Origin of the sequence: Micromonospora sp. NPDC048935 (assembly GCF_043197875.1) — a bacterium.
Lineage (GTDB): Bacteria > Actinomycetota > Actinomycetes > Mycobacteriales > Micromonosporaceae > Micromonospora.
Genome location: NZ_JBICTZ010000007.1, coordinates 262,652 through 279,411, shown reverse-complemented (window position 1 = coordinate 279,411; position 16,760 = coordinate 262,652). Strand labels below are relative to the sequence as shown.

Sequence of the window (16,760 nt, the reverse complement as noted above, 5' to 3'; positions counted from 1 at the left end):
GCGGGTACGGCCGTCAGGCCACCAGCGAAGCCCGCCCGTTGTCCAGGTCGTAGCGGGCGCCGACGACCCGCAACGCGCCCTGGTGCACCTTCTCGGCGATGATCGTGCTGCGTGCCGACAGTGCGGCCACCTGGGCGGCGATATTGGCGCGGACCCCGTTGTCCACCGGGTCGCCGGGCTGGTCCAGCACCGGCTCGACGATCGGACGCAGCGCGTCCACGATGGTGCCGATGTGCCCGGGTGCGGCACCGCCACTGTGGATGGTGTCGATGGTGGCGGTGATCGCGCCGCAGCGTTCGTGGCCGAGGACGACGATCAGCAGGCAGCCGAACTCCTCCACGGCGAACTCGACGCTGCCCAGCAGCAGGTCGTCGACGATGTTGCCGGCCACCCGGTTGTCGAACAGGTCGCCGAGCCCCTGGTCGAAGAGCACCTCCGGTGCCACCCGGGAGTCCGCGCAGCCGACGGTGACGGCGAACGGGTGCTGGCCGGCGGCGAGCCGGTGCAGGTCGGCGAGGCTCTGGTGGGGGTGCCGGCCGTGGCCGGAGGTGAACCGTCGGTTGCCGGCCTGTAGCCGACGCAGCGCCTCGGCCGGCGTACCGACCGGGTTGTCGGCGGGTGCGGCGGTGGCCACGGACGGGTTCGCTGCCGCAGCGAGCGCGACGGCGGCGGCGCCACCGGTGGCCAGCAACGAACGACGGGTCAGGTGGGAACGTGCCACGATGATCTCCCTGGGGTGAGGCGACTCGCTACTTCCTACCAGCCGTCGTCCACAAAGGTGTGTTGTCTGCGCCACCCTGTCGGGTTGTCGGCGCGGAGAGACCAGAGTGGTGGGACGGTCGGCAGGCGACGCGAACGGCTCCCTCGCCCGGACGAGGGAGCCGTTCGGCGAACAGGGAGGTCAGCCGCTGCACCGGACCTGGTCGACCGGCGGCTTCACCGTCGGCTGAACGTGCCGCTAACGCTGGTCCGGGCGGTGCCGGGCGAAGGCGTCGGCCTTGCCCCAGCGGCCGGGGACGTCCAGCAGCGCGACCCGTCCGAAGATGGTCGGCAGCGCGGGATCCACGGCCAGGTGGTCCTCGTGCGGGTTGAGGCCCAGCATGGTACGGATCAGCAGCATCGACGCGCCGCTGGACCACGCCTGCGGGCTGCCGGCCGTGGGGTACCGGACCGGGTAGCGGGTGGTGTTGCGGTCGAACCCGCCGAACGCCTCGGGGAGCCGGCCCTGGAAGTAGGTCGCGGCGGACAGGATGCTCTCGGCGATGCGGGCCGCCTCGCTGGCGAACCCGTAGCGGCGCAGGCCCCAGGCGATGAACGAGTTGTCGAACGGCCAGACCGTGCCGTTGTGGTAGCCGAGGGGGTTGTAGCGGCTCTGACCCTCGGCGAGGGTCCGCACACCCCAACCGGAGAACAGTGCCCGACCCATCAGGTGGTCGACGATCTGCGGGGCCCGCTCCGGCGGCACGATGCCGCTCCACAGCAGGTGCCCGATGTTGGACGACAGGCTGTCGACGGGGGTGCCGTCGTGGTCGAGCGCCAGGGCGTAGTAGCCGCGGTCGGCCAGCCAGAAGTCCCGGTTGAACCGGTCGTACAGGGCCGCCGCCTCCCGCTCCAGCCGGTCGGCGAAATCCGGATCACCCCAGACGGTACGGGCCAGCCGAGCCGCTCGGATCTTGGCGTCGTAGGCGTACCCCTGGGTTTCGCAGGTGGCCCTCGGGAATCCCGGCAGCCTTCCGTCGGCGTAGGAGATGCTGTCCCAGGAGTCCTTCCAGCACTGGTTCTCCAGGCCGGTGGCGTGGTTGCGTCGCTTGTACCAGATGTAGCCGGTGGACGTCAGGTCCGCGTACACGTCGATCCACGCCAGGGCGGCGCGAGCCTCCTGCTCCAACTCCATGACCAGCGCGGTGTCGCCGCTCCACCGTTCGTACTCGTCGAGCAGCACCACGAACAGCGGCGAGGCGTCCACCGTGCCGTAGTAGGGGGAGTGCGGTTGTTCCTCGAACGCGGCCGACTCCCCGTAGCGCAGCTCGTGCAGGATCCGGCCGGCGTCCTCCTCCAGCACGTCGTCGCTGCGGGCACCCTGCAACGAGGCGAGGATCCGCAGCGTCGGCGGGGTCAGCGACGGGGTGACGGGCAGGGTCTGTAGGCAGGTCAGCAGGCTGTCGCGACCGAACAGGGTCATGAACCAGGGCAACCCGGCGGCGGGCACGGTCGCGCCGCTGAGCGAGAGCGGGGCGAAGCGCAGGGCCGCCAGGTCCACCAGGCTGCGGTGGTACACCTGCTGGAGCGCGGCGCTCTCGGTGTCCAGGGTCGGGGCCGCAGCGAGCCAGGCCCGCAGGCTGGTGGGCAGGGTGGAGTCGTCGGGCCGCTGAGCCCGCAGCGCGGCACGCAGGTCGACGCCGTCCGGACGCAGCGCCAACATGGCGACCTGCAACCGCGTCGACCACTGTTCCCCGGGGGCCAGGCGGATCGTGAACCGCAGGCCGTCCGGGTCGAACTCGGCGGGCTCACTCGCCGACACGACGACCTCACGGCGGTAGGTGCCGCGCCGGTAGCCCAGGCGTAACTCGTCCGGGCCCACGTGGGTGTAGTTGGTGCCGGTCTTGTCACCGATGTCGAACTTGATCTCGAAGATGTCGGCGAAGTCGGCGGCCACCTCCAGCCGGATGTCGAGGTCCCTGTCCCGCTCGCCGTAGTTGAAGATCGTCAGCGATTCGGTCAGGTCCGGGCCGATGCGCCTGCGCCGGATGGCCGACACGTCGGCCTGCACGTAGTCGACCGCCGCGCCCGGCACCACGAAGAACGTGACCTCGTAGTACTGGCTGTCGTCCACCGACAGCGCGGTCATGCACTCGCCGTTGACGAAGAGCATCCAACGGGACAGAAAGCGGGTGTCGGCGGCGAACAGCCCGACCGGCGTGGCGGGGGACGACTCCACATCGCCGCTGGCGTCGGACACCATGAAGGTGTTCCCGTCGATACACGACACGGTGCCCGGGATGTCCCTCATCTGTCACGTCCCACTGGCCTGGTCACCGCTCTGTAGCGGCCCGGGCGACCGCGGGAACAGCCGCCCGATGCGCAGGGCCAGACCGAGGTCCCCGTCGACCATGATCTCGCCCCGGGTGATCGCCGCCAGCCCGTTCACCTCACCGCGCGCCATCGACTCCGCGAGCTGCGCGGACACCATGATGACTGTGGTGGCGGGATCGGCGCTCCTGGTCACCCGCATCCGGCCGTGATCGATCACCAGGAGCCACTGCTCCAGCCGAGCGCCGTCGCGGATGTCGAACCGCACGCTCCCGCACACCTTGTCGAACCGCGGATCCTGGCCGGCGACCGTCAACCGCTCGAAGAACGCACTGGTCGCCGTCATCCCACCTCCCCGGGCGCTGGTAGAAGCGCACGCCGGCTACCCGGTCCGGCTCGCTGTTAACGCCGGGCGGCACTCCTTCTTCAGGGTTTTGTGCGCGAAATCGGCTCCAGGTGGTCGCGTCATCACGCCGCTACCGGAGGTCGAAGTCCACCACGGCCGGCGCGCGTCGGACCCGTACGGGGGTCGCGGTGTCGAAGCCGGCCGCGTCGCGGTGCCACACCGGCGGGGCGTACGCGCAGTCGCAGCGCAGCTTCACCCGCTGCCCGGGGAGCAGGCGCAGGGTGTAGCCGGTGCCCACGTCCGCCACGCCGGCCAGGTCCCCGGTGGCCGCGTCGAACGCGATCACCTGGGCGTAGGTGAGCAGCTCGTCGACCCCCACGCTCCCACTGAGCGGCGTCCCGGCGGGCAGCGCCTGATCCAGGGTCGCCGTCTGTCGGGGGCGGACCCGCACCGGCCGCGCCTGCTGCCGACTGCCCACCCCTCCGGACCACACGGTCGCGAGCCCGGCGGCGGCGAACTGCACCGGCCAGTCGTAGGGGCCGAGATCGGTGATGGTGTAGCGGCCGTCCTCGTCGGTGGTCGGTCCGTGGTCGCCGTACTTCGGGTCCGGCACGTAGGGCACCACCATCACCCGCGCGCGGGGCACCGGTGCGCCCGTCGCGGCATCGGTCACCACCCCCACGACGGTGCCGGGCGGGTCGAGCCGCACGTCCGGCAGGGTGGTCACCACGCCGGCCCGCACCCGGACCTCCCGGGCCCGCTCGCGGTCACCGGTGCCGCCGTGCCGGCCGACCCACTGCCAGCCGTACGCCGTCGTGTCGTACGGGCGCACCAGCAGCCGGTACGTCCCGGGGGCGACGTCGGAGGCCACCAGGACGCCCTGTTCGTCGGCGCAGCCGCCGTAGCGGCCGAGTTGGTCCTCGCCGAGTGTCACCGCCGCGAGGGCGGCGGCCCGCACCGGGACGAGCGCGGCGCAGGCCCGGGGCACCGGTGCGCCGGTCGTCGCGTCGCGCACGACGGTGCGGACGCCGCCGGGCGCGGGCGTCGCCGACCCGGGGGTACGCGCGGCGGCCGGCGCGGCGGCCGGCGCGACGAGCAGTGCGGCGGCGACGGTGACGGTCAGGTGGCGCAGGAGAGCCCGGCTCATGGGTGTCCTTCCGGCGGCGTGGTGGGTGGGTGGGCCGAAGGTAGCGGTCCCAGGTGATCCAAATCGGTCAATGTCGTGATGGTGACCGACGCCGAAGGCGTTCACGCCCCCCTTGCCGCATCGGACGTTCTGCCCGAACCTCGCGCATACGGCACCTCTACCACATAGCGTCACGGGGGCGGAACCACCATCACCGCCGCCTCCGCCGGCCGTCATCTCCATCGGAAGGGACCAGGCATGACCCGGATCGACACCGTGCTCCTGCCCGAGCTGGACGGGCCGGTGCCGGCGACGCTGCCGAGCACCCTGGGCCTGCTGAGCCTGGCGCTGGGCGTGGGCGCACTTGTCGCGCCCGGACCCCTGGCGCGACTGACCGGGGTGGACGACTCCCCGTCCGCGCGGGCCGTGCTGCCGGCCCTCGGCCTCCGGGAGCTGGGCAGCGCGGCCGGCCTGCTCAGCGGCCGCCGCCCCGCCGGCTGGGCCTGGAGCCGGGTGGCCGGCGACGCCATGGACCTCACCCTGCTCGGGCGGGCCCTCGCCGAGCGCGACGGTGAACGCCGCCGCCGGGTCGCGCTGAGCACCCTCGCGGTCGCCGGCATCACCGCCGTCGACGTGCTCTGCGCCGTGCGGATCGGGCGGGCCCAACGGGCCCGGGCCCGGATGATCCGGATGGAGATCGCCGTGACCGTCAACCGATCACCCGCCGAGGCGTACCGGTTCTGGCGGGACATGGAGAACCTGCCCCGGTTCATGGCACACCTGGAGTCCGTACGCGCCGACGACCTGCGCCGCTCGCACTGGATCGCCCGTGGCCCGGCCGGTCACCGCGTCGAGTGGGACGCCGAGATCATCGACGACCAGCCGAACAAGTCGATCACCTGGCGTTCGCTGCCGGGCACCCGGGTGCCCAACGCCGGGCGGGTCCGGTTCGTGCCCGCACCCGGTGACCGGGGCACCGAGGTCCGGGTCGAGCTGCGGTACGCGCCGCCGGCCGGCGCGCTCGGGCGGGTGGTGGCGAAGCTCTTCGGCGAGGAGCCCGAGCAGCAGGTCCGTGACGACCTGCGCCGCTTCAAGCAGGTGCTGGAGACCGGCGAGGTGGTCCGCTCCGAGGGCAGCCCCAACGGCATCTCCGTACGCCAGCAGGCCATGCAGCGTCCCGCCCAGCCGCTGCCGACGCCGCGCCGCTGACCGCCCACGCATCCGAAAGGGACGACCATGAAGGCCACCGCCTGGATGGGCACCGACAGCGTCAAGGTCATCGACGTGCCCGACCCGAAGATCATGAACGCCCGGGACGCGATCGTCCGGATCAGCACCACCGCGATCTGCGGCTCGGACCTGCACCTCTACCACGGCTACATCCCCGCGATGCGCAGGGGCGACATCCTCGGGCACGAGTTCATGGGCGAGGTGGTCGAGGTGGGCCCGCAGGTGCGCAACCTCAAACCAGGCGACCGGGTGGTGGTGCCCTTCCCGATCGCCTGCGGGCACTGCTCATCCTGCCAGCGCGGCCTCTACTCGGTCTGCGAGAACTCCAACCCGAACGCCGGCATCGCCGAGAAGATCATGGGCCACTCGCCGGGCGGCATCTTCGGCTACTCCCACCTGCTCGGCGGCTACGCCGGCGGTCAGGCCGAGTACGCCCGGGTGCCGTTCGCCGACATCGGCCCGCTCAAGGTGCCCGACGAGGTCCGCGACGACCAGGCGGTCATGCTCGCCGACGTGTTCCCGACGGGCTACATGGGCGCGGAGATGTGCGACATCAAACCCGGCCAGGTGATCGCGGTCTGGGGCGCCGGGCCGGTGGGGCTGTTCGCCGCGGCCAGCGCCCGGCTGCTCGGCGCGGAGCGGGTGATCGTCATCGACCGGTTCGCGTACCGGTTGCGGCTGGCCGAGGAGCACATCGGCGCCGAGACGATCAACTACGAGCAGGCGGACGTGCTGGACACCCTGAACGAGATGACGGCCGGCCGAGGGCCCGACGCGTGCATCGACGCGGTCGGCCTGGAAGGCCACCACGGCAACGCCGCCATGTACGCCTACGACCGGGCGAAGCAGGTCGCCCGGGTCGAGACGGAACGGCCGTTCGCCCTGCGCCAGGCGATCCTCGCCTGCCGCTCGGGTGGGGTGGTCTCGGTCGTCGGCGCGTACGGCGGCTTGGTCGACAAGTTCCCGATGGGTGCGTTCATGAACCGCTCACTGATCATGCGGACCGGTCAGTGCCACGTCCAGCGCTACACCCGGCCGCTGCTGGAGCGCGTCCAACGCGGCGAGATCGACCCGAGCTTCATCGTCAGCCACCGGATGCCGCTGCGCGACGCCCCGAAGGGCTACAAGATCTTCCAGAAGAAGCAGGACGCGTGTACGAAGGTGCTGCTCACGGTCTGACCGGCGGCGCCTCCCTGCTGCCGGGACGACCGCGGTGCGGGTTGGCGGCTAGCGTGTCGCCATGGATCACGGTGGCACGTCGGTGCCGGTGACGGCAGATCTCACCGTTCGGCTGCGACCCGTCGCCGAGCCCGACCTGGCGATATTTCGGCGGCTCTGCACCGAGCCGGGCCTGATCGGTCTGGACTGGGCCGGCTTCCGCGACGCTGGGGCGCCGGCTCGGCGGTTCGCCGTCGACGGCTACCTCGGCGAGGACGACGGGCGGCTCATCGTCGAGGTGGAGCAGGAGCGGGCAGCCGCAGGCCTCGTCAGCTACATCTCCGGGCGTTACGCCGGGCGGGCATCGTACTGGGAGATCGGCATCTTTCTCCTGCCGCCCTGGCGCGGGCGGGGGATCGGCTGGCGGGCGCAGGCGTTGCTCTGCGACTACCTGTTTCAGCACACGCCGGCGCAGCGCATCCAGGCCGGCACCCACCCGGAGAACATCGCCGAGCAGCGGGCGCTGGAGAAGGCCGGCTTCCAGTTGGAGGGCGTCGTGCGGGCCAGTGAGTTTCGGGCCGGCCAGTGGCGCGACGCCTACCTCTACAGCCGGCTGCGCGACGACCCGTCCCCCTGGGACGCGGCGGCGGGAGGCTAGCGCGGCCGGACTCCCGGCTCCACCGTCAGGGTCCCCGCCTCGGCATCGATCGTGGCCCGTGCGCCGAGCGGAACGGTGAGCTGCCCGTTGCCATGCCCCAGCCGTAGCCCGCCCAGGACCGGCACGCCAAGGTCGTACAGGCGGTCCTTCAGCACCGCCGCCGCGTCCCACTCGCCGGGTTCGCCGACGCTGTTGGTGATCTGGCCGATGACCACCCCGGCAACCCTCGACAACACGCCCACCCGGCGCAGCTCGGTCAGCATCATGTCGATGCTGTACGGAGCCTCGTCGACGTCCTCGAAGAACAGGATGGCGTCGTCGAACTTCGGGATGTCACCGGCACCCAGCGAGGTGGAGAGCAGGGTGAGGCAGCCACCGAGCAGAGGGCCCGACGCGCGCCCCGGCACCAGCACGGGCGCCGCCGTCTCGGCCGGATCCCGGACGATCGTCACGGGTGCGGTGGTCATCACCGCCCGGCGAAGCGCCTCGGCCGAATCAGGGCCGGTGCGGTCGTCGCTCCAGTTGACCATCGGACCGTAGAAGGTGACCAGGCCCGTCTCGCGCCAGAGCTTGCCGTGGATGCTGGTGATGTCGCTGAACCCGACGACCACCCGGGGATCCCGGCGAACGCCGGACACGTCGATGCGATCGACGATCCGCTGGGTGCCGTAACCGCCACGGGCGGCGAAGACCGCACGGATCCCCGGGTCGTTGAGCGCGGCGTTGAGGTCGGCCAGCCGCTGCGCGTCGGTGCCGGCCAGATAGCCGTACGTGGCGAAGACGTGCGTGCCCAGCTCGACCTCCAGGCCCCAGCTTCGCAGGATCTCGATGCCGCGGGCCATGTTCGTGGGGTCGGGAGTGCTGCCGGGCGACACGACCCGGACCCGATCACCGGGCGCCAGCGCCGGAGCCCGCAGCACACGCTTCGCACCAGCCTGCGCGGCCTGCGCGGGCCCGGTCTCCAACCCGCCGGCGAGCACCGCGCCACCGGCCGCCGCCGCTCCCATCCGCAGCATGTGTCGACGGGACAGGGGCACCCGCGCGGGCCCTCGGGTCGAAGCTGGGTCTGGTCCTGACGTGGCCATCGGCATCCCCTCGTCTGACGATGTGCGAGCCGCCACAGCGTACGACAGTCATCGACGCCAGGGGCGCCCACAAGGGACGGTCCCCAGTCGACGGACGCGCGACGCCCCGGTGGGCTTCCCGCGCGGCCCGACCCGGCCGCACCGGCGATCCGAGTGCCCTGACTGGCGGGTTTCGTGCGGCCCCGACCGCCGAGGGCGGGACGTCCGGATCCGCGCGTGACCCCGTTTGTGGTCAGGGAGCCTGGGAACTCGCCCCGTTCGTCCGCAGCCCGGCCTGACCGCAGGTCGAGGAAACCGAAGGAGCGGAGCATGGAGTACGAGCAGATGATCGCCACGGTACGACAGCGAGCGGGCCTCGGTGAGAACGAGGCCGTGCGGTCCGTGCAGGCCGTCCTGTCGGTGCTCGGTGAACGGCTCGCCGGACAGGAGGCCGACCACCTGGCGGCACAGCTACCGGAGCGGCTGAACGGGTCCGTCACCCGCAACCCGCAGGGCCGCCGGTGGGACGTCGGCGAGTTCCTGAAGAACGTCGGGGACCGCGAACAGGTCGCGAACGCGGACCAGGTGCGTCAACACGCCCAGGCGGTGTTGCGTACCGTCGCCGAGGCGCTCGACGACGACGAGCGCAACGACCTGCTCGCCCAGCTTCCCGGCGGCATCATCGATCTCTTCGGTGTGCCCACCCCGCGAGGCTGAACCCCGCGCCAGTCGGGCCACCCGGGGCGCTCACGGGATCGGCCACTCGTGCACCGGCCGGTTGCTGTGCATCAGGTCCACGTAGTGGCGGACCACCTCCCGCAGCGCCGCCGGCCGGTCCAGGTGGTCGGCCGACTCCAGTCGGTGCAGCGTCTCCACCTGCCAGCTCGCGCCGTTGCGGCTGGTCAGGCAGCGCTGCTCGATGATGCCGAGCAGCCGGTCGCGTTCGCCCGGGTCGAGCCCCCACCGGTCCAGGCCGTGGTGTGCCATCGGCAGCAGCCGGCGCAGCACCAGCTCGGTGACGGGCAGATAGCCGAGGCCGGGCCAGAAGACCTGCGCGTCGATGCCGTGCCGGGCGCAGTTGGTGAAGTTCTCCTCGGCGGCGCTGAACGACATCTGCGACCACAGTGGTCGGTCGGACTCGGCAAGCGCACGCACCAGTCCGAAGTAGAAGGCGCCGTTGGCGATGGTGTCCAGCACGGTCGGGCCGGCGGGCAGCACCCGGTTTTCCACCCGAAGATGCGGTCGACCGCGGGACACGTCGTACACCGGGCGGTTCCACCGGTAGACGGTGCCGTTGTGCAGGCGCAGCTCGGCGAGGTTGGGCACCTCACCGGCCGCGAGGGTCCGCGTCGGGTCCTGCGGGTCGCAGACCGGCAACAGCGCCGGGAAGTAGCGCACGTTCTCCTCGAACAGGTCGAACACGCTGGTGATCCAGCGTTCGCCGAACCAGACTCTGGGGCGTACCCCCTGGGCCTTGATCTCTTCCGACCGGGTGTCGGTGGCCTGCTGGAACAGTGGGATGCGGGTCTCGCGCCACAGCTCCCGGCCGAAGAACAGCGGCGAGTTCGCGCCGACGGCGACCTGGATGCCGGCGATCGCCTGGGCGGCGTTCCAGTAGTCGGCGAACTGGACCGGGCTGACCTGGAGGTGGAACTGGGTGCTGGTGCAGGCCGCCTCCGGCGTGATCGTGTCGGCGGTGACCGCCAGGCGCTCCACCCCGCTGATCGCGATCGGCAGATCCTCACCCCGCGCCGCGAAGATCTGCTCGTTGAGCAGCTTGTAGCGGGGGTTGGCCGAGAGCGTCTCGGCGGTCAGGTGCTCGGGACGCAGCGTCGGCAGGATCCCGATCATGACCATGTGCGCGCCGATCGCCCGCGCCTTCACCTCGGCGGCGTTCAGACTGGCCCGCACGTACTCCTCGAAGTCGGCGGTCCCGGTGCCGGTCAGCCGGCGCGGCGGCACGTTGATCTCGACGTTGAACTGGCCCAACTCGGTCTGGAAGCTCGGATCGGCGACGGCCGCCAGCACGTCGGCGTTGCGCATCGCCGGATTCGACGCCTCGTCGACCAGGTTCAGCTCGATCTCCACGCCGGTCATCGGCCGGTCGACGTCGAAACGCGACTCGCGCAGCATCTCGGCGAAGACATCCAGGCAGCGGCGGACCTTGTCGCGATAGCGGGCCCGATCTTCTCGACTGAAGGTTCGTACGCCGACGTCCTCGCCCATCGTCACCACCCTGTCACCGCTGGTTCCCCCTAACCTCGCACGTCCTCGTCGGGCGGGGGAACACCCAATGGCCCTCTCCTACCCAGATGCCCACCCTGATAGCCCAGTCAGACCGCCCCGATAGCATTGCTGGCCGAGAGGTGGTGGCGTGCGGATGCGCGAGAAGGTGACCCGGCTGTTCGTCGCGGCGGCGATCGCCGAGGCCTGCTCCTGGCTGGCCCTGCTGGTCGGCATGCTTGTCAAGTACGGCCCGCCCGGCAACGAGCTGGGTGTGAAGATCTTCGGCCCGATCCACGGCGGCCTGTTCATCGCGTACGTCCTGTTGACGCTGGCCATGGCCCGACTGCACCGGTGGAGCCTGCCGGCCACGGCGGTCGCCCTGGTCAGTGCCGTGCCGCCGTTCGCCACCCTGGCCTACGAGCGCTGGGCTCGCCGCCGGGGGATGCTCGGGGCCGACCGCCAACCGATCCGCGAGCCCGCCCCGGTCGGCTGACCCGCCGGTCGGCCCGCGAGCCCGCCCCCGGTCGGCTGACCCGCCAATCGGCGGGGGAGCCTGCCTGAGCGGTCAGGTGAGTGCGGAGCAGGCCGCGACACCGGCGAGCAGCAGCGCGCCCAGGAACGCCTGCAACAGTAGCGGCGGCCCGAGGTGCGACCAGAGCGTCGCGGTGCGCGGGGTGAGCAACTGCCCGGTGGTGAGGTTGACGATCCGCTCGATGCGCGGCGGCAACTCCGGGTCGCGTTGCGGGCGCAGGGTGAGCTGCACCTGGTCGGCCGGGTGCAGGGCGCTCTGCGGCAGGTGCCCGTGCAACTCCACCTCGCAGAGCTGGCCCGCGGTGTTGCGCAGGCGCACCGGGATGACCAGGTATTCCGGGCCCTTCTTCAGCTCCTTCCAGCGCCGGCGGGTGCCGCCACCGCCGAACGAGAACACCGCGCGCAACAGCAGGGCGGGCAGCCGGGCGATCGCCGCCGCGGCGAGCACCGCCACCAGCACCGGCTGACCGACGCGTACCTCGCGGGTGTAGCCGTCGAGCAGGCGGATCAGCCGCCCGGTGACGATCCTTTCGGTCGGATGCACGATCCGTCGGGTTTCGAGTCCGCTGTCCATTCCCACCACCGAGAGTCCGCTTGTGTGCACAGATGGTATCGACGTCCTGGGTTGAACGACGTGAATGAAACCTGGTCACGGGCTCACGGCCCGAGGTGACATCGCGGGCGAGGAGGGTAAGCGGGGGGCCGAGCTGGAAAGGGGTCGAGCATGCAGCTGTCCTTCCTGCGCCCGCTCTACGACCGTCCCGGGCCGTGGTGCTCGGTGTACCTGGACGCCTCCGCCGACACGGAGGACGCCCATCCCGCGCTGGACCTGCGCTGGCGCGCCCTGCAGAGTCGCCTGACCGAACAGGGCGCGGACGAGGCCAGCATCGCCGCGTTGGACCGGGTGATCCGCGGACACGACCCGATGGTCGGCGACTACGGCCTGGCCGTCTTCGCCAGCCACGGTCGGGTGGTGCTCTCCGAGTACCTGTCCGCGCCACCACTGCGCGACCTGGCCAGTTTCGCGCCGCTGCCCCACGTGATGCCGCTGCTCGCCCAACGCGGCGAACAGGTGGCGTGGGTCCGTGTGGTCGCCGACCGGCTCGGCGCCGACGCGATGGCGGTCAGCGCCGGCGGGGTGCCCCGACGGGCGCACGTCGCCGGCCGGGACGAGTTCCCGCTGCGGCGGACGAAGCCCGGCGGTTGGTCCCAGTCGCGCTACCAACGGGCGGCCATGGAGGCGTGGCACCAGAACGCCGGTGACGTCACGGCCGCGACGGTGGAACTGGCCGACCGGGTCGGCGCGGACGTGGTCGTGGTCGCCGGTGACGTGCGGGCCACCGGAATGATCGCCGCCCAGATGCCGGAGCGCTGGCAGGACCTGGTGGTCCGTACCGATGCCGGGTCGCGGGCCGGGGGTGCCGACCAGACGATGCTGGACGACCTCACCGTGCAGACCATCGCGGAGATCGCCGACCAGCGGATCAGCGCCGCGCTGGACAGGTTCGGCGTGCAGGAGGACGTGGGCGGCGGCCTCGACGCGGTCGTGTCGGCCCTGCAACGCAACCAGGTGGACACCATGCTGATCGTGGATGACCCGTCGGCCGACGGCGAGCTGTGGATCGGCGCGCAACCCACCGAGATCGCCGTCGACCCGGGGCAGTTGGCCGCCATGTCGGTGGCCGACCCGCAACGGGTACGCGCCGACGCGGCGCTGGTCCGCGCGCTGGTCGGCACCGACGCGGCACTGACCGTGCTGGGCGCGGACGAGGCACCCGACCTCACCGACGGGGTGGGTGCGGTGCTGCGCTACGTCGACCCCAGCACACCGGGGCGCGGCAATGGCTGAGCGCCGGGTGGCTGATCTCGTGGTGGAACGGCTCCTGGCCTGGCGGGTGCCCCGCGCCTTCGGTTACCCGGGCGAGGCGATCACCCCGCTGATCGAGGCGTTGGACCGCTCCGGCGGCGAGCCGGCGTTCGTCCCGGCCCGGCACGAGGAGACCGCCTCGTTCATGGCCACCGGGCACGCCAAGTTCACCGGCGGCATCGGGGTGTGTCTCGCCACCCAGGGGCCCAGCGCCGTGCAACTGCTCAACGGCCTCTACGACGCCAAGCTGGACAGCAAGCCGGTGGTGGCGATCGTCGGGGAGGACATCTCCGGGCCGCTCGGCGCCGCGCACCAGGAGATCGGGCTGAGTCGGCTCTTCGGCGACGTGTGCAACCAGTTCGTCCGCTACGGGCGCAACCCCGAGGACGTGGCCGCCCTGCTGGACCAGGCGTTCCGGACGGCGGCGGCGACCCGTAGCCCGACCTGTGTCGTGCTGCCCCGGCAGTTGCAGGAAGCCCTGGTGCCCGACGTGCAGACGTACGCCGCCGGGGTGGTCTCGGCCACCCCCGGTGAGCCGCTGGCCCGGGTGCTGCCGCACGAGGCGGATCTCGACGCCGCGGCGCAACTGCTCGCCGGCGGTCAGCGCGTCGCGATCCTGGTGGGTCAGGGCGGGCGGGACGCGGCCGCCGAGATCATCGAGGTGGCCGACCGGCTCGGTGCCGGGGTGGCCACGTCGCTGCTGGGAAAACCGGTGCTCGACGAGCGGTTGCCGTTTCACACCGGGGTGCTCGGCGAGGTCGGCACCGCGGCCGCGGCCGAGCTGATAGGCGGCTGCGACACGCTGCTGATGGTCGGCACCAACGACCCGTGGACCGGCTACTTCCCGATGCCGGAGCAGGCCCGCACGGTGCAGATCGACATCGACGGCCGGCGGATCGGCACCCGCTACCCGGCCGACGTGCCGCTGGTCGGCGACGCCGCCGAGACGCTGCGGGCGTTGCTGACCCGGCTGCGCGGTCGACCCGAACAGCGGTGGCGCGCCACCGTGGAAAGCTCGGTGGACCGGTGGCGGGAGGTCGCCGCCGACCGGGTGGCCGCGCCCGCCGACCCGGTCAACCCGCAGCTCGTACTCCAGGAGCTGTCCGCCCGCCTGCCGGGCACCGCGGCGGTCGCGGTCGACGTCGGTTCGGTCCTCTACTGGTACGCCCGGCACCTCACCCTGCCACCCGGGGTGAACGCGCAGCTCTGCGGCACCCTCGGCTCGATGGGCTGTGCGCTGCCGTACGCGGTGGCCGCCAAGCTCGCCGCCCCCGGCCAGCCGGTGATCGCGCTGCTCGGCGACGCGGCGATGCAGCTCAACGGGCTCGCCGAGCTGATCACCGTGTCGCACCACTGGCAGAGCTGGCGTGACCCTCGGCTGGTGGTGCTGGTGCTCAACAACCGGGACCAGAGCGGCACGGGCGGCGGGCGGCAGCCGTCGTCCGACCCGGGCAACCGCCGCCCCGACGTGCCGTACGCCGGTTGGGCCCGCCTGCTCGGGCTGCACGGTGTGCGGGTGGACCGCCCGGAGTTGGTCGGCGCGGCCTGGGACGAGGCCCTCGCCGCGGACCGTCCCTGCGTACTGGAGGCGGTCGTCGACCCGGCGGTGTCGCTGGCGCCGCCGGAGCCGGCGTTCGCGGACCTGCGCGGCCTGTACGCCGACGGCGCTCCGGCCCGCAAGGTCCGCGAGCAGGTGGAGGTCACCGCGAACGCCGAAGACCTCGTTTAGCTGCCCTCGGCCAGGGCATCAGTAGCGGCCCGACGACGCTGGAGGTCCCATGTCCGAGCAGGTTGACCGCCGCTACGGTCCCGCGACACTGCCACGATCGCGCGGCCCGCTCTCCGCCGCGGTGCTCGACGCTCTCCGGCGCCCGCCGCACGACCTGCCGGCCGGCCTCGGCGCCAACCTCGATCCGGCCGACCCGATCACGGACGAGGACCTTCAGCTCACCCTGTTCCTCTGCTACGAGCTGCACTACCGGGGCTGGCGCGGCGTGGACGAGGCGTGGGAGTGGCAGCCGACGCTGCTCGCGCTGCGCGCCGAAGCCGAACGGCCCTTCGAGGCGGCGCTGCGCCGGCTGGTCGGCGCACCGTCGGTGCCGGCCGCCGGGGTGGCGGCCGGCCTGGCCGAGTTGGTCGCGGCCGACGACGGACCACCGCTGGCCCTGACGCTGCAACGACGCGCCACCCTCGGCCAGTTCCGCGAGTTCGTCGCCCATCGCTCCGTCTACCACCTGCGCGAGGCGGACCCGCACAGCTGGGCCCTGCCCCGCCTCGGTGGGCCGGCCAAGGCCGCGCTCGTGGAGATCCAGACCGATGAGTACGGCAACGGCCGGCTGGATCGGATGCACGCCGAGTTGTTCCGGCGCACCCTGCAACGGCTGGGCCTGGACGCCTCCTACGGCGCCCACCTGGACGCGGCACCCGCGGTGACCCTGGCGACGAACAACCTGATGTCGCTGTTCGGGCTGCACCGGCGGCTGCGCGGCGCGCTGCTCGGGCACCTGGCCGCGTTCGAGATGACCTCCTCGCTGCCCAACCGTCGCTACGGCAACGGGCTGCGCCGGCTCGGCCTCGACGAGGTGGCCACCCGCTTCTACGACGAGCACGTCGAGGCCGACGCGGTGCACGAGCAGATCGCCGCGCACGACATGTGCGGCGGCCTGGTCCGCGTCGAACCGGCCCTCGCCCCCGACGTGCTCTTCGGCGCGGCGGCCGGGCTCGCGGTGGACCGGCTGTTCGCGGCGCACCTACTGGACAGCTGGGCCGCCGGCCGCAGTTCGCTGCGGACACCCGTCGCGCCGGCCCCGCCGCCCAAGGTCCCGCTTGTCGCGTTGCCCACGGTGGCCCCGCCGGCCCCGCCCGCGCTCGTCTGAGCCGAGGGGTTCGTCACCTCGGCAAGCCGACGGATCACGCCCAGGCGGGCGGGGCCGCCTGTCGACCGCTGGTTGTTGGCCGCTGGTTGTTGGCCGCTGGTTGTTGGCCGCCGATTGGTGGCCGCCGATTGGTGGCCGCCGATTGGTGGGTGGGCGTGCCGGTCACCGTCCCCACCCCTTTGCTCTGCACCCGCCCGCGCGCCACCCACGGTCGGCAACTGGCGGGCGCCCACGTTCCGTCACTGGCGCATCGGCGGGTGCAGAGCAAAGGCGGCGCGTGCCCCTGGTGCGGCCCGTCCGCGTGCTCTCGACACGGGTCGACACGGGGTCGACACCGGGCGACACCGGGCGACGTGGGGTCAGCCCTCGCGGGCGGTGCCGGCCCGGAAGTTGATCGCCTTGTGGGTGCCGTCGCAGAACGGCTTGAGCGCCGACTTGCCGCACCGGCACAACGCCACCGTGCCCCGGCGCGTGTCGATGTGCTCGCCGTCCGGCGTGACAAGCGCGAAGTCGCCGCGGACCAGCAGCGGTCCGTCCTCGTACGGGGTGATCGTGGCGGCGGCTGATTCGCTGGCGTCGTCGGTGCGCATGGCCCCGGAAGTGCCCGTCCTGGCCCTGGCGAAACCCGCGCCGCGCAACGGCGGTGAT

16 protein-coding genes are annotated in these 16,760 nt (G+C 72.2%); 8 read left to right on the top strand and 8 right to left on the bottom strand.

The annotated features are described in order from the left end of the window. Window positions 1-13: 13 nt before the first annotated feature. The 4 genes from ACGFIW_RS20980 to ACGFIW_RS20965 form a co-directional block, all read right to left on the bottom strand. Window positions 14-721, bottom strand: coding sequence for a carbonic anhydrase (locus tag ACGFIW_RS20980; RefSeq protein WP_393318075.1), 708 nt, complete (start codon window positions 719-721; stop codon window positions 14-16). Window positions 722-958: 237 nt separating this feature from the next. After that, window positions 959-3,001, bottom strand: a complete 2,043-nt coding sequence (locus ACGFIW_RS20975) for a glycogen debranching N-terminal domain-containing protein (protein ID WP_393318526.1) — start codon at window positions 2,999-3,001, stop codon at window positions 959-961. A gap of 12 nt (window positions 3,002-3,013) precedes the next feature. Continuing rightward, the gene (locus tag ACGFIW_RS20970; RefSeq protein WP_393318072.1) at window positions 3,014-3,376 is read right to left on the bottom strand and encodes an SCP2 sterol-binding domain-containing protein; all 363 of its coding nucleotides are present in this window, start codon (window positions 3,374-3,376) and stop codon (window positions 3,014-3,016) included. 130 nt (window positions 3,377-3,506) lie between these two features. Further along, window positions 3,507-4,523, bottom strand: a complete 1,017-nt coding sequence (locus ACGFIW_RS20965; RefSeq protein ID WP_393318069.1) for a carboxypeptidase regulatory-like domain-containing protein — start codon at window positions 4,521-4,523, stop codon at window positions 3,507-3,509. A 237-nt stretch (window positions 4,524-4,760) separates the two neighbouring features. Between ACGFIW_RS20965 and ACGFIW_RS20960 the strand changes: the two genes are divergently transcribed. The 3 genes from ACGFIW_RS20960 to ACGFIW_RS20950 all read left to right on the top strand — a co-directional run bounded on the left by ACGFIW_RS20960 (window position 4,761) and on the right by ACGFIW_RS20950 (window position 7,548). Continuing rightward, the gene (locus tag ACGFIW_RS20960) at window positions 4,761-5,711 is read left to right on the top strand and encodes an SRPBCC family protein (RefSeq protein ID WP_393318066.1); all 951 of its coding nucleotides are present in this window, start codon (window positions 4,761-4,763) and stop codon (window positions 5,709-5,711) included. Window positions 5,712-5,738: 27 nt separating this feature from the next. Next, window positions 5,739-6,911, top strand: a complete 1,173-nt coding sequence (locus ACGFIW_RS20955) for a zinc-dependent alcohol dehydrogenase (RefSeq protein WP_393318063.1) — start codon at window positions 5,739-5,741, stop codon at window positions 6,909-6,911. A gap of 61 nt (window positions 6,912-6,972) precedes the next feature. After that, window positions 6,973-7,548, top strand: coding sequence for a GNAT family N-acetyltransferase (locus ACGFIW_RS20950; RefSeq protein WP_393318060.1), 576 nt, complete (start codon window positions 6,973-6,975; stop codon window positions 7,546-7,548). On the opposite strand, the gene ACGFIW_RS20945 is transcribed toward ACGFIW_RS20950, so the two are convergent. Then, entirely contained in the window at window positions 7,545-8,564 is a 1,020-nt protein-coding gene (locus tag ACGFIW_RS20945; RefSeq protein WP_393318057.1) for an LD-carboxypeptidase, read from the bottom strand. The two genes, ACGFIW_RS20950 and ACGFIW_RS20945, sit on opposite strands and share 4 nt — an antisense overlap. A gap of 378 nt (window positions 8,565-8,942) precedes the next feature. Here ACGFIW_RS20945 and ACGFIW_RS20940 point away from each other — a divergent pair, with 378 nt between their 5' ends. Further along, a complete protein-coding gene (locus ACGFIW_RS20940; protein ID WP_393318054.1) occupies window positions 8,943-9,329 on the top strand; it encodes a DUF2267 domain-containing protein in 387 nt (128 codons plus the stop codon). Window positions 9,330-9,359: 30 nt separating this feature from the next. Here the strand turns inward: ACGFIW_RS20940 and ACGFIW_RS20935 are convergent, their stop codons facing one another. After that, complete coding sequence (locus tag ACGFIW_RS20935) at window positions 9,360-10,838, bottom strand: glutamate--cysteine ligase (RefSeq protein WP_393318052.1); 1,479 nt, start codon at window positions 10,836-10,838, stop codon at window positions 9,360-9,362. A 154-nt stretch (window positions 10,839-10,992) separates the two neighbouring features. Between ACGFIW_RS20935 and ACGFIW_RS20930 the strand changes: the two genes are divergently transcribed. Then, window positions 10,993-11,331 (top strand): DUF3817 domain-containing protein, encoded by a 339-nt coding sequence (locus ACGFIW_RS20930; protein ID WP_393318523.1) that lies wholly within the window; start codon window positions 10,993-10,995, stop codon window positions 11,329-11,331. 72 nt (window positions 11,332-11,403) lie between these two features. On the opposite strand, the gene ACGFIW_RS20925 is transcribed toward ACGFIW_RS20930, so the two are convergent. Then, the gene (locus ACGFIW_RS20925; protein WP_393318520.1) at window positions 11,404-11,952 is read right to left on the bottom strand and encodes a hypothetical protein; all 549 of its coding nucleotides are present in this window, start codon (window positions 11,950-11,952) and stop codon (window positions 11,404-11,406) included. A 141-nt stretch (window positions 11,953-12,093) separates the two neighbouring features. Here ACGFIW_RS20925 and ACGFIW_RS20920 point away from each other — a divergent pair, with 141 nt between their 5' ends. From ACGFIW_RS20920 to ACGFIW_RS20910, 3 genes are read left to right on the top strand one after another with little or no spacing between them, the layout of a single operon-like run. After that, window positions 12,094-13,218 (top strand): Vms1/Ankzf1 family peptidyl-tRNA hydrolase, encoded by a 1,125-nt coding sequence (locus ACGFIW_RS20920; RefSeq protein ID WP_393318049.1) that lies wholly within the window; start codon window positions 12,094-12,096, stop codon window positions 13,216-13,218. A gap of 7 nt (window positions 13,219-13,225) precedes the next feature. After that, entirely contained in the window at window positions 13,226-14,965 is a 1,740-nt protein-coding gene (locus tag ACGFIW_RS20915; RefSeq protein ID WP_393318046.1) for a thiamine pyrophosphate-binding protein, read from the top strand. A 49-nt stretch (window positions 14,966-15,014) separates the two neighbouring features. Then, window positions 15,015-16,112 carry an iron-containing redox enzyme family protein gene (locus tag ACGFIW_RS20910; RefSeq protein WP_393318043.1) on the top strand — a complete coding sequence of 366 codons (1,098 nt, stop codon included), beginning with the start codon at window positions 15,015-15,017 and terminating at the stop codon, window positions 16,110-16,112. Window positions 16,113-16,471: 359 nt separating this feature from the next. Here ACGFIW_RS20910 and ACGFIW_RS20905 read toward each other — a convergent pair whose 3' ends face one another. After that, window positions 16,472-16,702 (bottom strand): CDGSH iron-sulfur domain-containing protein, encoded by a 231-nt coding sequence (locus tag ACGFIW_RS20905; RefSeq protein WP_393318041.1) that lies wholly within the window; start codon window positions 16,700-16,702, stop codon window positions 16,472-16,474. Window positions 16,703-16,760: the final 58 nt, after the last annotated feature.

Bases quoted from the DNA above. Each gene is read 5' to 3' on its own strand.
- ACGFIW_RS20920 (WP_393318049.1), top strand. From the start codon at position 12,094: ATGCAGCTGTCCTTCCTGCGCCCGCTCTACGACCGTCCCGGGCCGTGG.
- ACGFIW_RS20970 (WP_393318072.1), bottom strand. From the start codon at position 3,376: ATGACGGCGACCAGTGCGTTCTTCGAGCGGTTGACGGTCGCCGGCCAG.
- ACGFIW_RS20930 (WP_393318523.1), top strand. From the start codon at position 10,993: ATGCGCGAGAAGGTGACCCGGCTGTTCGTCGCGGCGGCGATCGCCGAG.
- ACGFIW_RS20960 (WP_393318066.1), top strand. From the start codon at position 4,761: ATGACCCGGATCGACACCGTGCTCCTGCCCGAGCTGGACGGGCCGGTG.
- ACGFIW_RS20910 (WP_393318043.1), top strand. From the start codon at position 15,015: ATGTCCGAGCAGGTTGACCGCCGCTACGGTCCCGCGACACTGCCACGA.
- ACGFIW_RS20940 (WP_393318054.1), top strand. From the start codon at position 8,943: ATGGAGTACGAGCAGATGATCGCCACGGTACGACAGCGAGCGGGCCTC.
- ACGFIW_RS20950 (WP_393318060.1), top strand. From the start codon at position 6,973: ATGGATCACGGTGGCACGTCGGTGCCGGTGACGGCAGATCTCACCGTT.
- ACGFIW_RS20945 (WP_393318057.1), bottom strand. From the start codon at position 8,564: ATGCTGCGGATGGGAGCGGCGGCGGCCGGTGGCGCGGTGCTCGCCGGC.
- ACGFIW_RS20965 (WP_393318069.1), bottom strand. From the start codon at position 4,523: ATGAGCCGGGCTCTCCTGCGCCACCTGACCGTCACCGTCGCCGCCGCA.
- ACGFIW_RS20935 (WP_393318052.1), bottom strand. From the start codon at position 10,838: ATGGGCGAGGACGTCGGCGTACGAACCTTCAGTCGAGAAGATCGGGCC.
- ACGFIW_RS20955 (WP_393318063.1), top strand. From the start codon at position 5,739: ATGAAGGCCACCGCCTGGATGGGCACCGACAGCGTCAAGGTCATCGAC.
- ACGFIW_RS20905 (WP_393318041.1), bottom strand. From the start codon at position 16,702: ATGCGCACCGACGACGCCAGCGAATCAGCCGCCGCCACGATCACCCCG.